The sequence below is a fragment of the Thalassospira sp. TSL5-1 genome, from assembly GCF_001907695.1.
GTDB lineage: Bacteria > Pseudomonadota > Alphaproteobacteria > Rhodospirillales > Thalassospiraceae > Thalassospira.
This window is the reverse complement of the sequence record NZ_KV880641.1, coordinates 112629-131083: the sequence shown is the minus strand read 5'-3', so window position 1 is coordinate 131083 and position 18455 is coordinate 112629. Positions and strand designations below refer to the sequence as shown.

The 18455-nt window shown below is 54.7% G+C and carries 16 protein-coding genes; 7 read left to right on the top strand and 9 right to left on the bottom strand.

Annotation, left to right across the window (positions count from 1 at the left end; translation table 11 throughout):
- Window positions 1-161: 161 nt before the first annotated feature.
- From LF95_RS20540 to acs, 3 genes are all read right to left on the bottom strand, one after another.
- A complete protein-coding gene (locus LF95_RS20540; RefSeq protein WP_073957062.1) occupies window positions 162-1016 on the bottom strand; it encodes a universal stress protein in 855 nt (284 codons plus the stop codon).
- A gap of 17 nt (window positions 1017-1033) precedes the next feature.
- On the bottom strand, window positions 1034-2530 hold the full coding sequence (locus LF95_RS20535) for a SulP family inorganic anion transporter (protein WP_073957061.1): 1497 nt from the start codon (window positions 2528-2530) through the stop codon (window positions 1034-1036).
- A 455-nt stretch (window positions 2531-2985) separates the two neighbouring features.
- The gene (gene acs / locus LF95_RS20525) at window positions 2986-4929 is read right to left on the bottom strand and encodes an acetate--CoA ligase (protein WP_073957059.1); all 1944 of its coding nucleotides are present in this window, start codon (window positions 4927-4929) and stop codon (window positions 2986-2988) included.
- A 483-nt stretch (window positions 4930-5412) separates the two neighbouring features.
- Here acs and LF95_RS20520 point away from each other — a divergent pair, with 483 nt between their 5' ends.
- From LF95_RS20520 to def, 3 genes are all read left to right on the top strand, one after another.
- Window positions 5413-6204 (top strand): glutamate racemase, encoded by a 792-nt coding sequence (locus tag LF95_RS20520; RefSeq protein WP_073957058.1) that lies wholly within the window; start codon window positions 5413-5415, stop codon window positions 6202-6204.
- Between the two features lie 89 nt (window positions 6205-6293).
- Entirely contained in the window at window positions 6294-7793 is a 1500-nt protein-coding gene (rmuC, locus tag LF95_RS20515; protein ID WP_073957057.1) for a DNA recombination protein RmuC, read from the top strand.
- A gap of 159 nt (window positions 7794-7952) precedes the next feature.
- Window positions 7953-8471: a peptide deformylase gene (gene def / locus LF95_RS20510; RefSeq protein ID WP_073957056.1), complete on the top strand. Its 519-nt coding sequence runs from the start codon at window positions 7953-7955 to the stop codon at window positions 8469-8471.
- Window positions 8472-8493: 22 nt separating this feature from the next.
- On the opposite strand, the gene LF95_RS20505 is transcribed toward def, so the two are convergent.
- On the bottom strand, window positions 8494-9120 hold the full coding sequence (locus LF95_RS20505) for a bifunctional transcriptional activator/DNA repair enzyme AdaA (protein WP_083607848.1): 627 nt from the start codon (window positions 9118-9120) through the stop codon (window positions 8494-8496).
- 141 nt (window positions 9121-9261) lie between these two features.
- Here LF95_RS20505 and LF95_RS20500 point away from each other — a divergent pair, with 141 nt between their 5' ends.
- A complete protein-coding gene (locus LF95_RS20500; RefSeq protein WP_073957055.1) occupies window positions 9262-10167 on the top strand; it encodes a DMT family transporter in 906 nt (301 codons plus the stop codon).
- A 32-nt stretch (window positions 10168-10199) separates the two neighbouring features.
- Here the strand turns inward: LF95_RS20500 and LF95_RS20495 are convergent, their stop codons facing one another.
- Complete coding sequence (locus LF95_RS20495) at window positions 10200-11177, bottom strand: hypothetical protein (protein ID WP_073957054.1); 978 nt, start codon at window positions 11175-11177, stop codon at window positions 10200-10202.
- 129 nt (window positions 11178-11306) lie between these two features.
- Here LF95_RS20495 and fmt point away from each other — a divergent pair, with 129 nt between their 5' ends.
- Window positions 11307-12239, top strand: coding sequence for a methionyl-tRNA formyltransferase (gene fmt, locus LF95_RS20490; protein WP_073957053.1), 933 nt, complete (start codon window positions 11307-11309; stop codon window positions 12237-12239).
- A 60-nt stretch (window positions 12240-12299) separates the two neighbouring features.
- Window positions 12300-12803: a GNAT family N-acetyltransferase gene (locus LF95_RS20485; RefSeq protein ID WP_073957052.1), complete on the top strand. Its 504-nt coding sequence runs from the start codon at window positions 12300-12302 to the stop codon at window positions 12801-12803.
- 116 nt (window positions 12804-12919) lie between these two features.
- Here the strand turns inward: LF95_RS20485 and LF95_RS20480 are convergent, their stop codons facing one another.
- Window positions 12920-13924, bottom strand: coding sequence for a LysR family transcriptional regulator (locus tag LF95_RS20480; protein WP_252509850.1), 1005 nt, complete (start codon window positions 13922-13924; stop codon window positions 12920-12922).
- A gap of 154 nt (window positions 13925-14078) precedes the next feature.
- Here LF95_RS20480 and LF95_RS20475 point away from each other — a divergent pair, with 154 nt between their 5' ends.
- Window positions 14079-14264, top strand: a complete 186-nt coding sequence (locus LF95_RS20475) for a hypothetical protein (RefSeq protein WP_073957051.1) — start codon at window positions 14079-14081, stop codon at window positions 14262-14264.
- Between the two features lie 166 nt (window positions 14265-14430).
- On the opposite strand, the gene LF95_RS20470 is transcribed toward LF95_RS20475, so the two are convergent.
- The 3 genes from LF95_RS20470 to LF95_RS20460 form a co-directional block, all read right to left on the bottom strand.
- Window positions 14431-15747, bottom strand: a complete 1317-nt coding sequence (locus LF95_RS20470) for an MFS transporter (protein WP_252509849.1) — start codon at window positions 15745-15747, stop codon at window positions 14431-14433.
- Between the two features lie 164 nt (window positions 15748-15911).
- The gene (locus LF95_RS20465; protein WP_073957049.1) at window positions 15912-16319 is read right to left on the bottom strand and encodes a DUF1850 domain-containing protein; all 408 of its coding nucleotides are present in this window, start codon (window positions 16317-16319) and stop codon (window positions 15912-15914) included.
- Between the two features lie 3 nt (window positions 16320-16322).
- Window positions 16323-18434, bottom strand: a complete 2112-nt coding sequence (locus tag LF95_RS20460; RefSeq protein ID WP_073957048.1) for a TRAP transporter permease — start codon at window positions 18432-18434, stop codon at window positions 16323-16325.
- Window positions 18435-18455 lie beyond the last annotated feature (21 nt).

Below are 18455 nucleotides of genomic sequence, written 5' to 3'. Positions count from 1 at the left end.
CTTTGGTGATCGGTGGAAGGGATGTCCTTAATGTGCGCCAAACGTGCCAGATGGTGCGACCTTGATCGCGATCGAGGTCCTTTTTGGGGCTGTAAAAATCAAAAAGGCGCACAAACCAAAACGGTTGCGCGCCTTTTGCGTCAGTGTTCGGCGGATGCGAATTAGCGGAACAGCATCACCGGCACATGGCAGGATCGTACCATTTCGGTGGTGGTGCTGCCGATAATCAGGTTGCGAATGCGCGAATGACCATAGGCCCCCATCACCAGAAGATCGAACTTGTCATTTTCGATGCGGGTTTTGATCACGGTCTCGGCATCCCCCTTTTCGGTGGCGCTTTCGGCGTTAATCCCGGCGGCGTTCAGGATGGCAACCGCGTCGTCAAGCGACTGGCGGGCATCTTTGTTAAGCTCGCCCGCCGCCAAAAGCAGGCAGGAGAGGCCCTTAAACAGCTTGCTTTGGGCGATGTGATTAACGGCCTTCATCACACTGGGGCCGCCATCAAAGGCGATGACGAATTTTTCAATCGGTTTAAAGGCGCGTGATGTGACCAAAACCGGTTTGGTCGCCCCGCGCACCACACGCTCCAGGTTGGACCCCAAATGGTTCTTGGCAAAATCAGCTGCTTCGCCGCGTTTGCCAATTATGATCAGACCGGCATCCTGTTCAAATTCGCCAATGGTTTCGATCAAATCGCCGTGGCGGAGTTTGGTCTCGACCTCAATCGCGCTTTGTTCACGGATATGTTCACTGGCCTCCGCCAGCAGCAAGCGGCCATGTTGCAGGGCCAGTTTGCTTTTTTGCGCATCCAGGTCGGCCAGTTCCTGTAACAGTGCACTGCGTGCACCCAGTTTCAGGTTGCCGGAAAAATCGGCCTGTTCGCCGGCAGCATGGCGACGGCCCAGCACATGTACCAGTGACACGGATGCCTCGATGCGTTCGGCAATCCAGGCGGCGTGGTCACACACGCTGTTGGAATAGATTGAACCGTCAATCAGGGCGATAAGCTTGGTCATGATGGTTGCGTCCTTCCCTAGTGGCCTGCAAGGCGTTCAAACGCGCCCGGCTTGTCATGGATGGCAAGTTTGTCGACGATTGTTTCGCTTGCTTCATTGAGGCCGATCAATTCAACCTCGGCCCCTTCGCGGCGGAATTTCATCACCACCATGTCCAGTGCCGAAACGCTGGAAATATCCCAGATATGGGCGTGGGTGACATCAATAACGACTTTATCAAGGGCTTCGCGGAAATCAAAAGCCTTGGAAAAACGCTCGACCGAGGCAAAGAAGATTTGCCCTTCGACATGATAGGTGCGTGTTGCACCATCATTGGAAATTTCGCTGCGGACCCGAAAGATTTGCGAGACTTTCCAGGCAAAGAAAATACTCGACAGCAACACACCAACCAGAACGCCAATTGCCAGGTTATGGGTAGGGTTTGCGACAACAGCCACCACAGTTGCCAGCATCACGATAGACGAACTGCGCGGATGTGTTTTCAGGTTTTTGATCGAGGACCAGCTAAAGGTACCGATCGAAACCATGATCATGATGGCAACCAGGGCCGCCATCGGAATGATGCTGACCAGATCACCCAGAACCACCACCAGAATCAGCAGGAAAATACCGGCCAACATTGTTGAAAGGCGGGTGCGGCCACCCGATTTGATGTTGATCACCGACTGGCCGATCATGGCGCAACCGGCCATGCCGCCAATAAAGCCGGTAAAAAAGTTTGCAATGCCCTGACCGTAACATTCGCGCGTACGGTTTGACGGGGTATCGGTCAAATCATCAATGATAGTCGCCGTCATCAGGGATTCCAGCAGGCCAACGGTCGCAACCCCGGCGGAATAGGGCAGAATGATCAGTAAAGTATCAAGGTTGAATGGCACATTGGGAATACCAAAGGCCGGGAAAGCGTCGGGCAATGCGCCCATATCGCCAACGGTGTGGAAATCGGCATCAATGAATAGGGAGATCGTGGTTAGCACGACAATGGAGACCAGCGGCGAGGGAATGGCCTTGGTGATGCGCGGGAACAGGTAAATGATGGCAAGGCCACCGGCCACCATCACATATGTCACCCACGGCACATTGATCAGTTCCGGTAACTGGGCCATGAAAATCACGATCGCCAGGGCGTTGACAAATCCGGTCAGGACGGATTTGGAAACAAACTGCATCAGGTTTCCCAGCCGCAGCAGGCCCGCCAGCATTTGTAAAATACCGGCCAACACCGTTGCGGCCAGCAGGTAATCCAGCCCGTGTTCACGCACAAGCGAGCCCATCAAAACGGCGGTTGCGGCAGTTGCGGCTGAAATCATGCCGGGGCGACCGCCAAAAATGGCGGTAATTACGGCAATAGAGAATGACGCATACAGGCCGACCTTGGGGTCAACCCCGGCAATAATGGAAAAGGCGATGGCTTCGGGAATCAGCGCCAGGCCAACAACCATAGCGGATAATACGTCATTGCGAATATTGCCCAGCCATTCGGCGCGCAATTTCGGAAGAAAATCGGTGTTCACAGGAATATCTCCAGTCGTCCCCCGTCCCGCGTCGATGGGCGCGGGTCGTCTTGTAACGGAATTTGCGAAAATCCGGGATAATCGGTTAATCAGGTGCCGTGTTGCCCCACATAAAACAGGCGCCGGGAAGAAATTTTCGTCGCACTTGCTGGGCAGTGATTAATCGGGCGGCCCCCTACATCGAACCAAAATCCATAATTATTCAAATCACATGCTGCATTGCAGCGGCTTGTACCTACCCCAATTTCGCCCAAAACACAACCTTGCCTGCCTTTCCCCTGCGGGGTGCAGACATGCAGATGACCGTGCAAAAGGCGTTTGGGATTGTGTTGGGGATGATTGGGAAGGTAAGGGTCGCAGGCGTAAACAGGTGTGTTTGGCTCAAAAAAGGGCGGCACCGCCAAACGATGCCGCCCCTTTGTGAAAGGATGATGAAACCGTGATTAAAACCGGGATTAACGGTTCTGACGGTTATCGATCAGGTCATTGACCACACCCGGATCGGCGAGGGTCGAGGTGTCGCCAAGCTGATCATATTCGTTTGCCGCAATTTTGCGCAGGATACGGCGCATGATTTTGCCCGAACGGGTTTTCGGCAGGCCCGGCGACCATTGCAGGTAATCGGGGCTGGCAATCGGGCCGATTTCCTTGCGCACCCATTTCACCAGTTCGGCCCGCAATTCATCACTCGGTTCTTCATCGGCATTCAGCGTGACATAGGCATAAATACCCTGGCCCTTAATGTCGTGCGGAACACCGACAACGGCGGCCTCTGCCACCTTCGGATGGGCAACCAGGGCGCTTTCAACTTCGGCCGTGCCCATACGGTGGCCCGAAACGTTGATCACGTCATCGACACGCCCGGTAATCCAGTAATAACCGTCTTCATCGCGACGTGCACCGTCCCCGGTGGTGTAAACCCCGGCAAAGGTTGAAAAATAGGTCTGGATGAAGCGTTCATGATCGCCATAAACCGTGCGCATCTGACCCGGCCAGCTATATTTGATCACCAGGCTGCCTTCGGTTGCCCCTTCCAGTTCGTTGCCTTCATGGTCCAGCAGGGCCGGTTCAACACCAAAGAAGGGCAGGGTGGCGGAACCCGGCTTCAAATCCGTTGCACCGGGCAGCGGCGTAATCAGAATGCCGCCGGTTTCGGTCTGCCACCAGGTATCGACAATCGGGCATTTCCGTTTGCCAACATGTTCATGATACCATTCCCAGGCTTCCGGGTTGATGGGCTCACCCACCGACCCCAGAATGCGCAGCGATGACAGGTCAGCTTTTTCCACCCATTCGGCCCCTTCGCGCATCAGGGCGCGAATGGCGGTCGGGGCGGTATAGAAAATATTGACCTTGTGCTTTTCGCACACTTTCCAGAAGCGCGAGGCATCCGGGTAGCTGGGCACACCTTCAAACATCAGGGTGGTGGCCCCATTGGCCAGCGGGCCATACACGATATAGCTGTGGCCCGTGACCCAGCCCACATCGGCGGTGCACCAGTAAACATCGCCTTCATGGTAATCAAAGACATATTGATGCGTCATGGACGCATAAACCAGATAGCCGCCCGATGTGTGCAAAACGCCCTTGGGTTTGCCGGTGGAGCCAGATGTGTAAAGCACAAAAAGCGGGTCTTCGGCATTGACCTCGGTCGGGGGGCAGTCCGGCGATGCGGCATCGCAAATGTCCTGGTACCAGACATCGCGGGCATCGTTCCAGGGAATGTCCTTGCCGGTATGTTTCACCACCACCAGCTTTTCAACCGATTTGACACCGGCATGGGACAGGGCCTCGTCGGCATTGCGTTTTAAGGCAACGCCCCGGCCGCCCCGCAGGCCTTCATCGGCGGTGATCACGACCTTTGCGCCGCAATCCTCGATGCGGCCCGCCAGGGCCTCGGGCGAGAAACCACCAAAAACAATGGAATGGATGGCACCAATACGCGCGCAGGCCAGCATGGAAACCGCAGCTGCCGGGATCATCGGCAGATAAATGACAACGCGGTCGCCCTTGTTCACGCCCATCGATTTCAGGGCATTGGCAAAACGCGAAACCCGTTCATGCAGGTCTTTATAGGTGATGTGTTCGGAAACCGACGGATCATCGCCTTCAAAAATGATCGCTGTCTGATCGCCGCGCTTTTCAAGGTGGCGGTCCAGGCAGTTGGCCGACACGTTCAGCGTGCCGTCTTCATACCATTTGATATAAAGATTGTGCGGATCATAGCTGACATTTTTGACCTTGGTGAAAGGCTTGATCCAGTCAATGCGCTTGCCATGTTCGCCCCAGAAACCTTCCGGGTCCTCGACCGATTGTTTGTACATGGCATCGTATTTGGCCTTGTCGATCAAAGCACCTTTGGCGATTTCATCGGAGACGGGATAAACGTTCGCAGACATTGTTAAGCCTCTTGTTCGTTTCCTGTTGTCTATGCGTTCACACCGCATACCCGCCCGCAAAGACCAGGGTATGTGCACCGGTGTGAAAATTCGGTGCGGTCCAGTTTCCCGCCTGGCTGTGCCTGACAGCCTTCCGTTACGGAAAGCCGGTCAAACGAGACCTGTCGCTTGCGCCCTATGCTAGTGCGCAGAACATATTCAGGGAATACAACTTAAGACGGGTGCCGCAAGACAGCAAAGTTGCCCTTTGCCTGGGAATAAGATTGTGATGACGCCATTTGGATGGACGTTTGGGAGCGTTTTGCATCCGCTGGCGGTTGTTGTTTTTAAAAAGCCGTTTCCTGAATAGATGCTTGAAGCATAGTCACAATTTTCCGGTTTCGCCAGTGGCACAGGCGAAATTGGCATTATTTTCCTTTTTTGGTCGCAAATCGTGTGCGCCCAGCGTTAAACCACAGATCGTCTCGTAAACAGGGTTTGATCATGATACCGGAACTTGTTGCGCCGGTTGCCGTATTTGATGCGGGAATCGGCAGTTATTCAATTGTTGCGAAGATTCGCGAAAAATGGCCGCAAAAGGATATCGTCTATTTTGCCGATCGCGCCAGTTTTCCCTATGGTCGCAAAAATGCGGCATCGTTGCTGGAGGTCATGCGTCAGACCATTGATTATTTGAATAATTTTAACCCGTCGGGCATTGTTATTGCGTCCAATGCCCCCTCGATCATGGTGTTAAACGATGTACAAAAGCTGACATCAACACCGGTGAGCGGGGTTCTGCCACCCGTGCTGGCCGCTATTGCGGCATCGGCGAGCGGGCATGTTGCGGTGATGGGGGTGGCATCGTTAATTGATAGCGACATGTTTGCACAGTTTGTGGCGCCATTTGCCGGGCAGGCGACGGTTACGGGCTTTAACGCATCGGGCGCGATTGACCATGTTGAAAATGGTGATTTCCTGTTTAAACCCGATGAAACCCGCGCCACCGTTGAAAAACTGATGGCCGATATTCTGGCCGTTGACCCGGAAATTGATGTGCTGACGCTTTCAAGCACCCATTTGCCGTGGCTGCGTCGATATTTTGAGGAAGCAGCCCCGAATTGCACCTTCTTGGACCCGGCTGATGACGTGGTAAATGCCCTTGATATTGGCCCGATGGGCAAGGGGATTACCTATGGCGTGGCAACCGAAGCCCCCGGTTTTGAAATTGCCGAATTTGAAAAGATGTTGCGCCAGATCGGCGTGGATTTGCCCATTCATAAAGCCGTCTTTTGACGGCTTTATCGGCGCTGCTGTTTGCGTGGCTGGATTTATAAGAACAAAACAGATACAACCGAATTGTCCTGTAATCAGATGGTGTGAATATGGATCCGGTTTCTTTGGCCGTCGGCGGCATTGTGGTTTTGGTGGTGTCGCTGGTTTTCAGTGCGCAACTGGTCAAACGGGCGCGGGAATCGGCCCGGGCCGAGGCTGAATCGCATCAGGCGCTGTTGGCCGCCCAGCTTGAACAGGCCGAAGCCACCCGCCGCGATTTGGCAAGCGAACTGGCCCAGTTGCGTGACCGGTTTGATACGGTTGCCGAAAAACGTGCCATTGCTGAAACCACGGCCAACCGGGTACCGGGGCTGGAAAGCGAAATTCGCGAATTGCGCACATCGCTGGAACATTGGCGCGAAAAAGGCGCGGAGCTGGAAACCGCGCTCGAAAAGGAACGCGAAGCCGCCCAGGAAAAACTTCAGATGCTGGATGATGCGCGGGTCAAACTGCTCGATAGTTTCAAGGCGCTGTCATCGGATGCGTTGAAGGTCAATAACGACGAATTCATGAAAATGGCCCGCGAAAGTTTCTCGCGCCTGCAGGAAGGGGCCAAGGGCGACCTTGAAAAACGCCAGCAGGCGATTGACGGCCTGGTCAAACCCATCAAAGAGCGGCTGGAGGCCTTTGATATCAAGGTCAATGAACTTGAAAATTCCCGCAAGCAGGCATATGGCGAATTGCGTGAACAGGTGGGGTCACTTGTGGTATCCCAGCAGCGCCTGTCGCGCGAAACGCAAACGCTAAGTTCCGCGCTGCGCTCCAGTTCGTCGGTATCGGGCAAATGGGGTGAATTGCAGCTTAAGCGTATTGTCGAACTGGCCGGGATGCTGAACTATTGCGACTTTGAAGAACAGGTTCATTTCAAAACCGATGAGGGCGACCAGAAGCCCGATATGGTCATTAACCTGCCGGGCGGCAAAAAGATTGTCGTCGATGCCAAGGCTCCGACATCAGCCTATCTTGAGGCGATCGAGGAAAAATATGACGATGATCGCCGCGAAACCCTGATGGGGACCTATGTTACCAATGTGCGTAAGGTGATTTCCGGTCTTTCCAAGAAATCCTATTGGAAATCTGTTAATTCACCGGAGTTTGTTGTGTTATTTTTGCCGGGGGAAAGTTTTTTTTCGGCAGCCCTGGAGCGTGACCCTAGCCTGATTGAGGACAGTTTCCGCGATGGGGTGATTTTGGCAACGCCCACCACGTTGCTGGGTTTGCTCAAGGCTGTGGCCTATGGCTGGCGGCAGGAGGCCCTGGCCGATAATGCCCGCGAGATTAGCGAAATTGGTCAGCAATTGTTTGATCGGTTGGGTACGCTTGCCAAAAACTTTACCGCAATGGGCAAGTCGCTGGAGGGGACGGTCAAGCATTACAACAAAACGCTGGGCTCGCTTGAAAGTTCGGTGCTGGTGTCGGCCAAGCGGTTGAAGGAAAAGCAGATTGTGGCCGATGACCGCGAGATTGATCAGCCCACCCAGTCCGAAACCCATGTGCGCCAGCTTAGCAAGCCGGAGCTGACCGCCCATATGCTTGAAGACAAGAGCTAACGCCAACAGGGCGGTTGGGCGACGGATTTCTTGACTCCCTCAACGTGCGGTCTTATCTCCAAGGCCAACTTATATTATATTGAAACCGTTCCAGCCGTGTTCCTGTGCCTTGCGCGGGCCGGTTTGGACGGTTTCCTGTTTTGACCCGGAAAATCTGACATGGCCTTGCGTGAAATTCTTATCGTTCCTGACCCCCGCTTAAAACAGGAATGCGAACCGGTATCCGATGTGGATGACGAGATTCGCCAGATTCTGGATGATATGCTGGAAACCATGTATGACGCGCCGGGCATTGGCTTGGCCGGTCCGCAGATTGGTGTGATGAAACGGGTTATTGTGCTCGATGTTTCCGACGACAAGGAAAAACCGGCGCCGATGAAAATGGTCAACCCGGAAATTATCTGGGAGTCCGAGGATGTATCGGTTTATCAGGAAGGTTGCCTGTCGATCCCGGAGCAATATGCCGATGTTGAACGCCCGGTCGAAGTTGGCGTGCGTTACCTTGATGAAAACGGCAAGGAACATGAGATCGAGGCCGATGGCCTGCTGGCAACCTGTATCCAGCACGAGATTGATCATCTCGACGGGGTGCTGTTTACCGATTATCTGAGTGCGCTGAAACGCAATATGATCCTGAAAAAGGTTATGAAATTGCAGAAGGCCAAGAAATCGGCCTGATACTGGCGCGGGTGTTGTGCTGTTATGTAATCTTGCCAGAGGACCGGTTTTGCCGGTCCTTTGTTATATCGGGTGTTTTATCGGGCTTGTGTGCCTGTTTGCGCCGGTAAAAGGATGGCGTGCAGCGGTACTTTTGTAAAAATGTGTCGTTGAACTGGCGGATGCTGCCAAATCCGGCCTCAAAGGCAATATCGGCGATCTTAAGGTCGCTTGTATCTAGCAGGCGTTTGGCGCATTGCAGGCGCATTGTGCGCGCCGACTGAAGCGGTGTGGCGCCAATATGTTTTTGAAACAGGCGGGATAAATGCCGCTCGCCGATGCCAAGCCTTTCCGCCAGCTCCCCGATATTGCCGCGGTTTAAGGCCCCTTCCTCGATCAGTTTCAGGGCACGAAAGACGGTTGCCAGTGTGCCGTTCCAGGCGGCCGATCTGGGTGCTGATTCCGGGCGGCATCGCAGGCAGGGGCGAAAGCCCTGTGCCTCGGCTGCCGGGGCGGTCGGAAAATAAACCACATTTTTGCGAAGCGGTTGCCGGACCGGGCAAACCGTGCGGCAGTAAATTTTCGAGGTTGTGACCCCAACAAAAAACACCCCGTCAAATGTCGGGTCACGCGCCAGCCGTGCCGCCTCGCATATTTCAAAACTCAGCATGGGGTAAAGTTAGCCGGGCTGGCATGACTTGTCGAACGGATATGGATTTTAAGGTCCGAAAACCGCCAGATGACGGAACGGTTTGTATGCCAATGTCGCCGTCAAGAACAGCAATGTGGTGTGCAACGGCGGAGAACCCCAATGACAGGATTTAAAACCGAACATGTGGCGATGGCATCGGTCGCCCTATCCGGTCTTGTCTGGGGTATTTTCTGGATTCCATTGCGGGCGCTGGATGACAACGGGATTACCGGCATTTGGGCGATTGTGCTGTTTTATCTGGTGCCAGCGATATTGCTGCTGCCGGTGATGATGATGCGCTGGCGGCGGCTTTTGCGGTTGGGGTGGCCCCTGCATGTTGCCGGGATGCTCGCCGGGACGGCACTTGTTCTCTATGCGGCATCCCTTGTGTTTACCGATATTGTCCGGGCCTTGCTGTTTTATTACCTCACCCCGTTATGGAGCACCCTGCTTGCCCGCATCATGATCCGGGAAGCTATTACCGGTGCCCGTTTGGGGACGATTGCTTTGGCATTAAGCGGGCTTTTGCTGATTCTTGGGTTTGATAGCGGCTTTGCCGGGATGTTGCGGGCCGGTGACTGGATGGGGATTGCCTCGGGCATTGTCTGGGCGATTGCCGCTGTCTGGATGAAGTCGGATGCGGGTGGCAACGGATTTGATTTTACCCTGTCCTATTTTTTCTGGGGCAGTATGGCGGCATTGTTGTTAACCGCCTTGCCGCTGGAGGGGGCTGGTCATATTCCCGGCTGGTCGGCAATTTGGGATGTTTTGCCCTGGATTGTGCCTTTTGTGCTGTTTTTGGTCATTCCCCCGGCCTTTGCCGTGATGTGGGGGGCAACGGTGTTAAGCCCCGGTTTGCTGGCCATATTATTCATGACGGAGATCAGCGCCGGGACGATCACCGCCGCCATTTGGGCACATGAACCAATAGGTTTGCGCGATCTTGCCGGTGTTGTTCTGATCACGGGGGCCGGGATGTGGGAACCTGTTGTGCAAATGTACCGGGCCAAACTTCAGCCGGGCTGAGGGACCGCCTGGCGGCCGGCTTTTGGCCCGGATTATCCGGTGAGATGTGTTTCGGACTGCTGCTGTCCGATGATCCAGCCTTCCTGTGTACGAATTCGGTCTGAGTCAGGCAGGTTCTCGGCCCTTTTGCCAATTGCTATCAGGATCAGGCCGATTACGCCGATGAAGGCGTCAAAGGCATCATCTTTGCCATTGGCGTTGTCGATGCCGTTGGCGATTTGTGCCTGAATTTTCGGGGTTATGTGGATGCCCTGTTTTGCCAGATCGGGGATCAGTTGTGCCAGAACCTCGCACCGGGATTCCTGCCGGGATTTGGCAAAACGCCCTGATGGCAGGTTCATATGATGCAATCCCAGCCAACCATAAATTTCACCGGGATAGGTTTCGATAAAGGTAACGCCGGGCTGATGCAAAAGGCATCCAAGCTCGCCATCAAACGGCCAAATGTGACATCCGCGTTCAATGCCCGGCAAAAGAAGGTTTTGCCAGCCATGCAGCATCGCCTTGCCCACCTGATTGGCCCCTAACGTCCAGAACGGCACAGCGGCGGCAGGGCGACTGTTCGATGCTTTTTCACATTCGCGGTAAAGTTGGGCAAAATCATCAACACCCAGGCTATCAACAAGGTGAGCACGTTTAACATGGCCTTTGGCCCCGGCGCGGACCGGGTAAAAGGGCCGGGTGGGGGTGATTTGGTCCGGGGTTTCGCAAATCTCAAAAAAGCATTGCCCGGCGGGTTTTTTAAGCCAGTCCAGCACCGCGGCAAAGGTTTTAAACCCGGCCTTTTGATACCAGGCACGGCATAACCCGACGGGAAAATCCAGGCCCAGCACCACTCTTTTTTCCTTTGCCTGTTGTGCCAAAATATTGATGAACAGGGGAATGTCCCCGACGGGGGAGATGTCATCAATCAGCCAGTCCCCGTTTTTACGGCAGGCATGGGCCTTCCAGCGCCCCTTTGCTGTGACCGACCAGTCGGCATGGTAAATATCATCAATATCAAAGGGCATGCTGTGTCATTCGGGCTTGTCGCGGGGCAGGGATGATGCCGGTAAACCGACATGCGGCTTGTATTTTTTCGATCATACCGCCAAATTGCGCAAACATCAGTTTGCCTCTTACGATGAAATGGTTTGGTCATGACGAAATTGCGAATTGCCTTTATGGGAACGCCGGATTTTGCCCTGGTGGCGCTTAAGGAACTGGTTAAGGCAGGTCATGACGTGGTGTGTGTTTATTCCCAGCCGCCGCGCCCCGCTGGCCGCGGGCATAAGGAAACACCAACCCCGGTTCATGCCTGGGCGCACGATCAGGGGATCGAGGTGCGCACCCCCGTTTCCTTAAAATCCGATGCCGAAAAGCAGGCCTTTGCCGATTTGAACCTGGATATTGCCGTGGTCGCCGCCTATGGCCTGATTTTGCCAAAGGCGATTTTGGACGCACCGAAAATGGGTTGTTTGAACATTCACGCATCCCTGTTGCCGCGCTGGCGCGGGGCGGCCCCCATTCAGCGCGCCATTCTGGCGGGGGATGCCAAAACCGGTGTCACCATCATGCAAATGGATGTTGGCCTTGATACTGGCGATATGCTGCTGGTTGATGAAATTGCCATCACGCCGGAAACCTATGCCAGCGGCCTGCACGATGATTTGGCTGATATGGGCGGACGATTGATTGTCGAGGCGCTTGAAAAACTGCCTGCCGGGCAACTAACGGCTATTCCCCAGCCAGAAGCGGGCGTGACCTATGCCGCCAAACTGGAAAAAACCGAGGGCAAGCTGGATTTTGCCGATGATGCGGCCCTGCTGGAACGCAAAATCCGCGCCTTTACGCCGTGGCCCGGGGTCTATTTTGATTTTGGCAGGGAACGCATCAAGGTGCAGGCGGCCCTGCACGTCGCCGATGCCAGCGGCCAGCCCGGCGAGATTTTGGATGACCACCTGACCATCGCGTGTGGCAGCGGTGGTGCCCTGCGCCCGACCCGTATCCAGCGCCCCGGCAAGGCGGCAATGGATACCGATGCGGTTTTGCGCGGGTATGACAAACTGGCCCAGGGTGTTATTGTTTCCTGATATTGTCCTGGGCGTATTTGGGCGTGCCGGTGTTCCTTATCAGCTTAACAGGAAACTTTGATGACAGAAATTCGCCTTGCCACCAATCATGATGGTGATCAGATCGGTGATTTGATTGCAAAAGTATTTGCCGAATATCCCGGCTGTGTTTTTGACCGGGCGGCAGAATTTCCCGAACTTGATGCTATCGCCGATGATTTCGCCCCGCAAGGTGCCATCTGGGTGGCGGAAAATGCCGATGGGCGGATTATTGGCTGCCTGGGGATAAAGATTTCCGCTGATCAAACGGTGGCGGAACTGCACAAGGTTTATCTGGATAAATCCAGCCGCGGGCAGGGCCTTGCCCAGCGCCTTCTTGGCGGTGCACGGGACTGGCTGTTGGCACAACACCCCGCCTGTCAGGAACTGATTTTATGGACCGATACCCGCTTTATTGCCGGGCATCATTTTTATCGTAAATGCGGTTTCATCGAAACCGGCCAGACCCGCAGGTTGGATGACCTTAGCAATTCGGCGGAATTGGCCTTTTGTGCCGAACCGGCAGCGATTTTAGCTGTGGCATAATTGTTGGGCTGTGGCGAACCATTCGCCATGTCTTCAAGGTTTTGATCGTCGATACAAAACAGCCTGACCCAAATGATCAGGCTGTTTTGTGTTATTCTGTTTTTGGAAAATAAGGCCTAGCTGACTTGCCCTTTTGCGGTGGCTTCGGGGTTGAGCGCCTTTTGGTTGGTTTGCACCGGGCGGCCATCTTCGCGGCGGACAGAACGGGCATCGCGCATCCCCAGTTCCCACGGCGGGACCGGTGTAAATTTTTCGGCCAGAAAGTCCACAAAGGCGCGGACCTTGGGCGAAAGGTGCCGCTTATGCGGATACACCGCCGAAATCCAGGCGCGGTCATGGATAAAATCGGTCAGAACCGGGGTCAGGCGACCCGCACGGATGTCTTCATGGACCAGATATTCGGCGAGGCGGGCCATGCCCAGCCCGGCAACAACGGCGGCATGAAGCGCATCGCCATCATTGGCCGAAAAGCTGCCCTGGGCGCGAAAGGACATATGGCCTTCGGGCGTTTCAAAATGCCAGTCATTGAAACTTTCGCGTGAGGATAGATGCAAACAGTTATGGTTCACCAGATCCTGCGGTTTGCGCGGAATGCCGTTTTTCTCCAGATAATCCGGCGAGGCGACAATAAAACGCCGGTTGACGGCATATTTACGGGCAATCAGCGATGAATCCTCAAGTTCGGACAGGCGAATGGCAAGGTCATAACCATCGTTGACCAGATCGGTGAATTTATCATCCAGCGTCAGTTCGATGCGCACGTCCGGATACATATTCAGAAATTCCGGGATCAGCGGCACCACCTGGTATTTGGTAAAGGCGACCGATGCGTTAATGCGCAAGGTACCGCGCGGGGCGGCATAAAGCTGTGTGACAACTTCTTCGGCTTCTTCAATTTCATTTAGAATTGTGCGCGCACGTTCATAAAAGGCGCGGCCTTCCTCGGTCAGGCTTAATTGCCGGGTCGTCCGCATTAGCAAACGGGCCCCCAGCCGGTCTTCTAACCGCGAGATGTATTTTGACACCGCGGATGGAGACAGGCGCAAAGCCCGTGCTGCTGCCGAAAAGCTGCCTTCTTCAACAGCATAGACAAAGATTTCCATTTCTGCAGCGCGATCCATCGGCGTTTCCTCAGATCAAGTTGGTTATTTGTGATCATTGTTCATAAGTAATGTGCATATTGAGGTAATTCCCCTTCGCAGTAAAGAGAATTAGATTGTTTTTCAGACGAAGCGGCGATGTTGCCGCGAAAACCGAAATTCAAGGAGGTCCGATATGAGGACGTTTGCTGACATCAAATTGCTGAACATTGAAACCAGCGAGATTGAAGCTGGCGTGCGCAAGGGCCAGCAGCTTCGCGCTGAATATATCAGCAGCTTTTTCCGTAACCTTTTCAAAGGTTCCGATGACAAAGCCGGTCGTACTGCGACCCCTGCCGGCACCGTTGGTGGTGCAGCCTGATCTTTGATCAGAACTTAAACCGTGAGCGCGTTGCCCGCGCTCCGGTACCTACCCGAGTTTTACTGTAGCGTCCTTCCTCCCAAGTTATGACGCTGTTTTCCCGACTGGCCCGGACACTTTTGTGTTCCGGGCCATTTTTTTGCCCTCGGGGCACAAATGGTTTTCATCATTTGCTGCCCTGATGTCCTTGGGCGGCATGTCGGCGATGCGGCACTGTGCCAAGGTGCGGTGGCTGGTAAAATCCTGGCCGTTCCGCCAGCCACGATAACAGGGTTGCCACAGCCATGCCGATTACGGTTGCCATTAATATGGTGGGCAATGCGACATGTGCAGCAAATAACCAGCCATAAATAGGCGGCCCCGCCGAGGATGCCAGGACCATAATCGCTGTCAGACTGGATCGGACAGAGCCAATTTCGCTGATCGGGACCAGATCCGGGACAATGGCCGTGCGCAGTGTGGTGGCACAGCCGGTGGTAAACCCTGCCAGCGCCATATAAACGGGGATGATCTGCCCGGTTTCGGCAAATGTCAGCACGACAACCCCGCCCATCAACGGCAACAGGTGCCAGGGAAACAGTCGCCGCGCCCCGAATTTGTCAATCAGCGGGCCGCTGCCAAAGGCCCCGATCACCGATGTGATGGCAAATACGGTAAAACCTGCCGCAAACCAGCCCAGATCAATCGACTTTTGGCTGGCAATGACCGATTGATGAAAAAACAGGGCGGTCAAGACCAGCGGCTGCCCGGCGAGCATGGGAATTGTTAGCCAGATATAGACCGACTTGAAAAGCCTTGGATGTGCGGTGGTTTTCTTCGATACATCATCGGCGTTTTGGATTGGGGTGTTTGGCTGCGTTTCAGCGGGTGCTTTTGTTGATATTTCTGCGTTTGCATTATTGGCCGGAATGGCGCGAAAACGGGCATTGCCGCGCACCAGCCAGAGGGCCAGCGGCAGCATCACCGCCAAAATAACAATACCCGCCCCAACAAAGGCCATTCGCCAGCCAAGGGCGGCAATCAGGCCCAGGAAAAGGGCGGGCATGATAGCCTCGGCCATGGGAAAACCAAAGGCGGCAATCGCCAGTGCTCGGCCCCGGCTGCGATCAAAATAGCGGGCAATGCTTGTCATGCTGACATGGCTCATTAACCCTTGCCCGCCAAAACGCAGGATAAACATCCCGGCAATCAGAACGTAAATATTCTCTGCGCCCGAGGTGACAAAACAGCCAATTGCCAGAAAAATCATGACCAGCAGGCTGTAACGCAACATGTCGATCCGGTCGATCATGCGGCCGACAAAGGGCAGGGCACAGGCACTGGCGATGGTGATGCCGGCATAAATGTTGGCAAACCCGGTTTCGCTAATGCCCAGGCTTTGTGAAATGAAGGGAACAAATAAGGCGATTAAAAATGTCTGGCCAAAGGCCGAACCAAAACTGTGCAAAGCCCCAAACGCCAACGGGCGTGGGGATTGACGCAAAAGGTGGAAAAACTCCATTTTAAAACTTACTGGTTTGAGTGTGATAAATAATTTAAATTGTATCGATTCAAATTATCGTCGTCTACAGCCCAAGCGGGTAATGTCCACGCATCTGATACCGGAATGTTCCGATAGTACCTTGTAAAAGGCTGTTATGTTAGACCTTAGCCGTGATTTTGCGTTGTAACAGTGCCTTGGGGTCCATCCACGTCACAGGGGCGGACCTTGATGGCAGCCTGCGCCTGTTCGCCCAGATCAAGGCAGTTTTTCATTTGCGGGCTGCACACATGCCAGCCGCCGCCAGTGGCCCCGGATGCAGCCAGGTTGAGTTCCGGCAGGACGCCAAGGTGCGGGGTATAAACCCACCAGTCATTTTTCAAAATCGCGTCGGGCGGGGGTTCCATACCGGCCCCGCCGCCCTTCACACGGGCTTCCACAATTTTAAGCCCGTGTGGCACGATGTGATAATCCTCCTGCCAGCCGGTATGCTCGACCGAGTGCATCCACGACAATGTAAAGGCCGTGATGGCAAGGCTGATGGTTTTACCCGCTGTCAGGATGCAAAGGCCCATTGATCAGGCCCCTGCGGTTTCTTTGATTTTGCGCAGGCGCAGCCAGTGCATGGTACAAAACAGCGCAAACAGGGCAAAGCCCATAAGGTCGGTGACGGAATAGGCAGCAATCAGGCTAAAGGCGGCTGCGACCGCAATCAGCCGTTCCGGGATGGTCAGGCGGATATTGAATGCCCCGATCACCGCCATGCCCCACAGGCCAATGGCAATGGCCGTTTTGACAAAAATATAGGCGACCGCCGGAATATAGCCAATTTCATCGGCCATTGGCCCGCCATCCTGCAGCATCAAGGCGGGGGTATAAACCGACATGAAGGGAATCAGGAACCCGGCCGCCGCCACCTTGACCGCCTCAAACGAGATTTTAAGCCCGCTTGCCCGCGCAATCGGCGCGGCGGCAAAACAGGCCAGGGCCACCGGTGGTGTCAGATCGGCCAGAATGCCGAAATAGAACACGAACATGTGGCTGACAATCAGCGGCACACCCAGTTGCAACAGCGCCGGACCGGCGATGGAAGAGGTGATGATATAGTTGGGAATGGTGGGAATGCCCATGCCCAGAATGATGCAGGTGATCATGGTCAGGATCAGGGATAGGAACAGGCTTTGGGACCCGACATGAACAATGAAGGCCCCAAAGGTATTGGCAACGCCAGTCAGCGTCATGGTGCCAATAATGATGCCCACCACGGCACAGGCAACCCCAACGGGCAGGGCGGTTTTTGCGCCTTCGGCCAGTGAATCGCGGCAGACCAGCAGGGTTTCACGCCCGCCTTTGGAAATGGCATTCCAGGCCATCAGGATCAGGATGGCACCGGCAATGACATGAATGCCAAATTCCAGAAACGCCGCCGAAATCACACCAAGGCAGATCCAGAAAATGGTGCGGATGATGCCCTTGGGCAGGCCCAGAACAATCGAGCTTCCCAAAATCAGCAATACTGTCAGTGCCAGGCCCACGGTCCCGGCAAAAAGCGGGGTATAGCCGCTAAATAGCAGATAAACCAGCACGGCCAGCGGCAAGATCAGATACCAGCCCTTGCGAATGGCGGCCCGCGGCGAGGGCAGTTCGGATTTGTCCATGCCCGAAAGGCCATATTTGCCCGCTTCCAAATGCACCATCCAGAAGACCGAGGCAAAATACAGGATCGCGGGAATAAGGGCGGCCTTGACCACTTCGTAATATTCGACACCCAGCGTTTCGGCCATGATAAAGGCCACGGCCCCCATCACCGGCGGCATAAGCTGCCCGCCCATGCTTGATGTTGATTCAACCCCACCGGCAAAGGCCGGGCGGTAGCCAAAACGTTTCATCAGCGGAATGGTGAACTGGCCGGTTGTGACCACATTGGCAACACCAGAGCCCGAAATGGTGCCCATCAGACCCGATGAAATGACTGAAACCTTGGCCGGCCCGCCGCGTGCATGGCCCACAAGACCCATCGAGACATCGGTAAAAAGCTGGATCATCCCGGCCTTTTCCAGAAAGGCGCCAAACAGGATGAACAAAAAGATGTAGGTCGAGGAAACATAAATCGGAATGCCGTAAATGCCCTCGGTCCCATAGGTCATATGGTCGATGACCTGGGTGAAGGCATAACCCCGGTGATTAAGTGGCGAGGGGAGATATTGCCCGAACAGGCAATAGGCCAAAAAACAGGCGGCAATAATTGGCAGGGCCGGGCCCATCAGCACATAGGCCCCGGCAAAAACGCCGATCAGGGCGACAATGCCAAAAACAATGTCGATATTGTTCGGGTCGCCGGCGCGCAGGATCAGGTCGTTATATTCAACCCACTGATACCCGGCAACGGCAACACCTGACAGGCCCACAATCCAGGCTAGGGTTTTCACCGGCAGGCTGGCCTTGCGACCAATCGCGATCAGCGGGAAAATCAGCAGGATCAAAAAACCGACATGGATGGCGCGTGTCACCTGGCTGGGAAAGTCAATCAGGTGGGCAGCGGTCGAAATCTGGAAGGCGGAAAAGATAAAGGCGATCCAGAACAGCAAACGTCCCTCAAAGGTGGGCGCAAAGCTGTCAACCAGTGGGTCGTGAACCGCCAGATCAGGGGAATCGGCTGGTACGTGATGGGCGGATTGGTCTTGCGACATTTAGTTAGGGTCCCCGGCAAG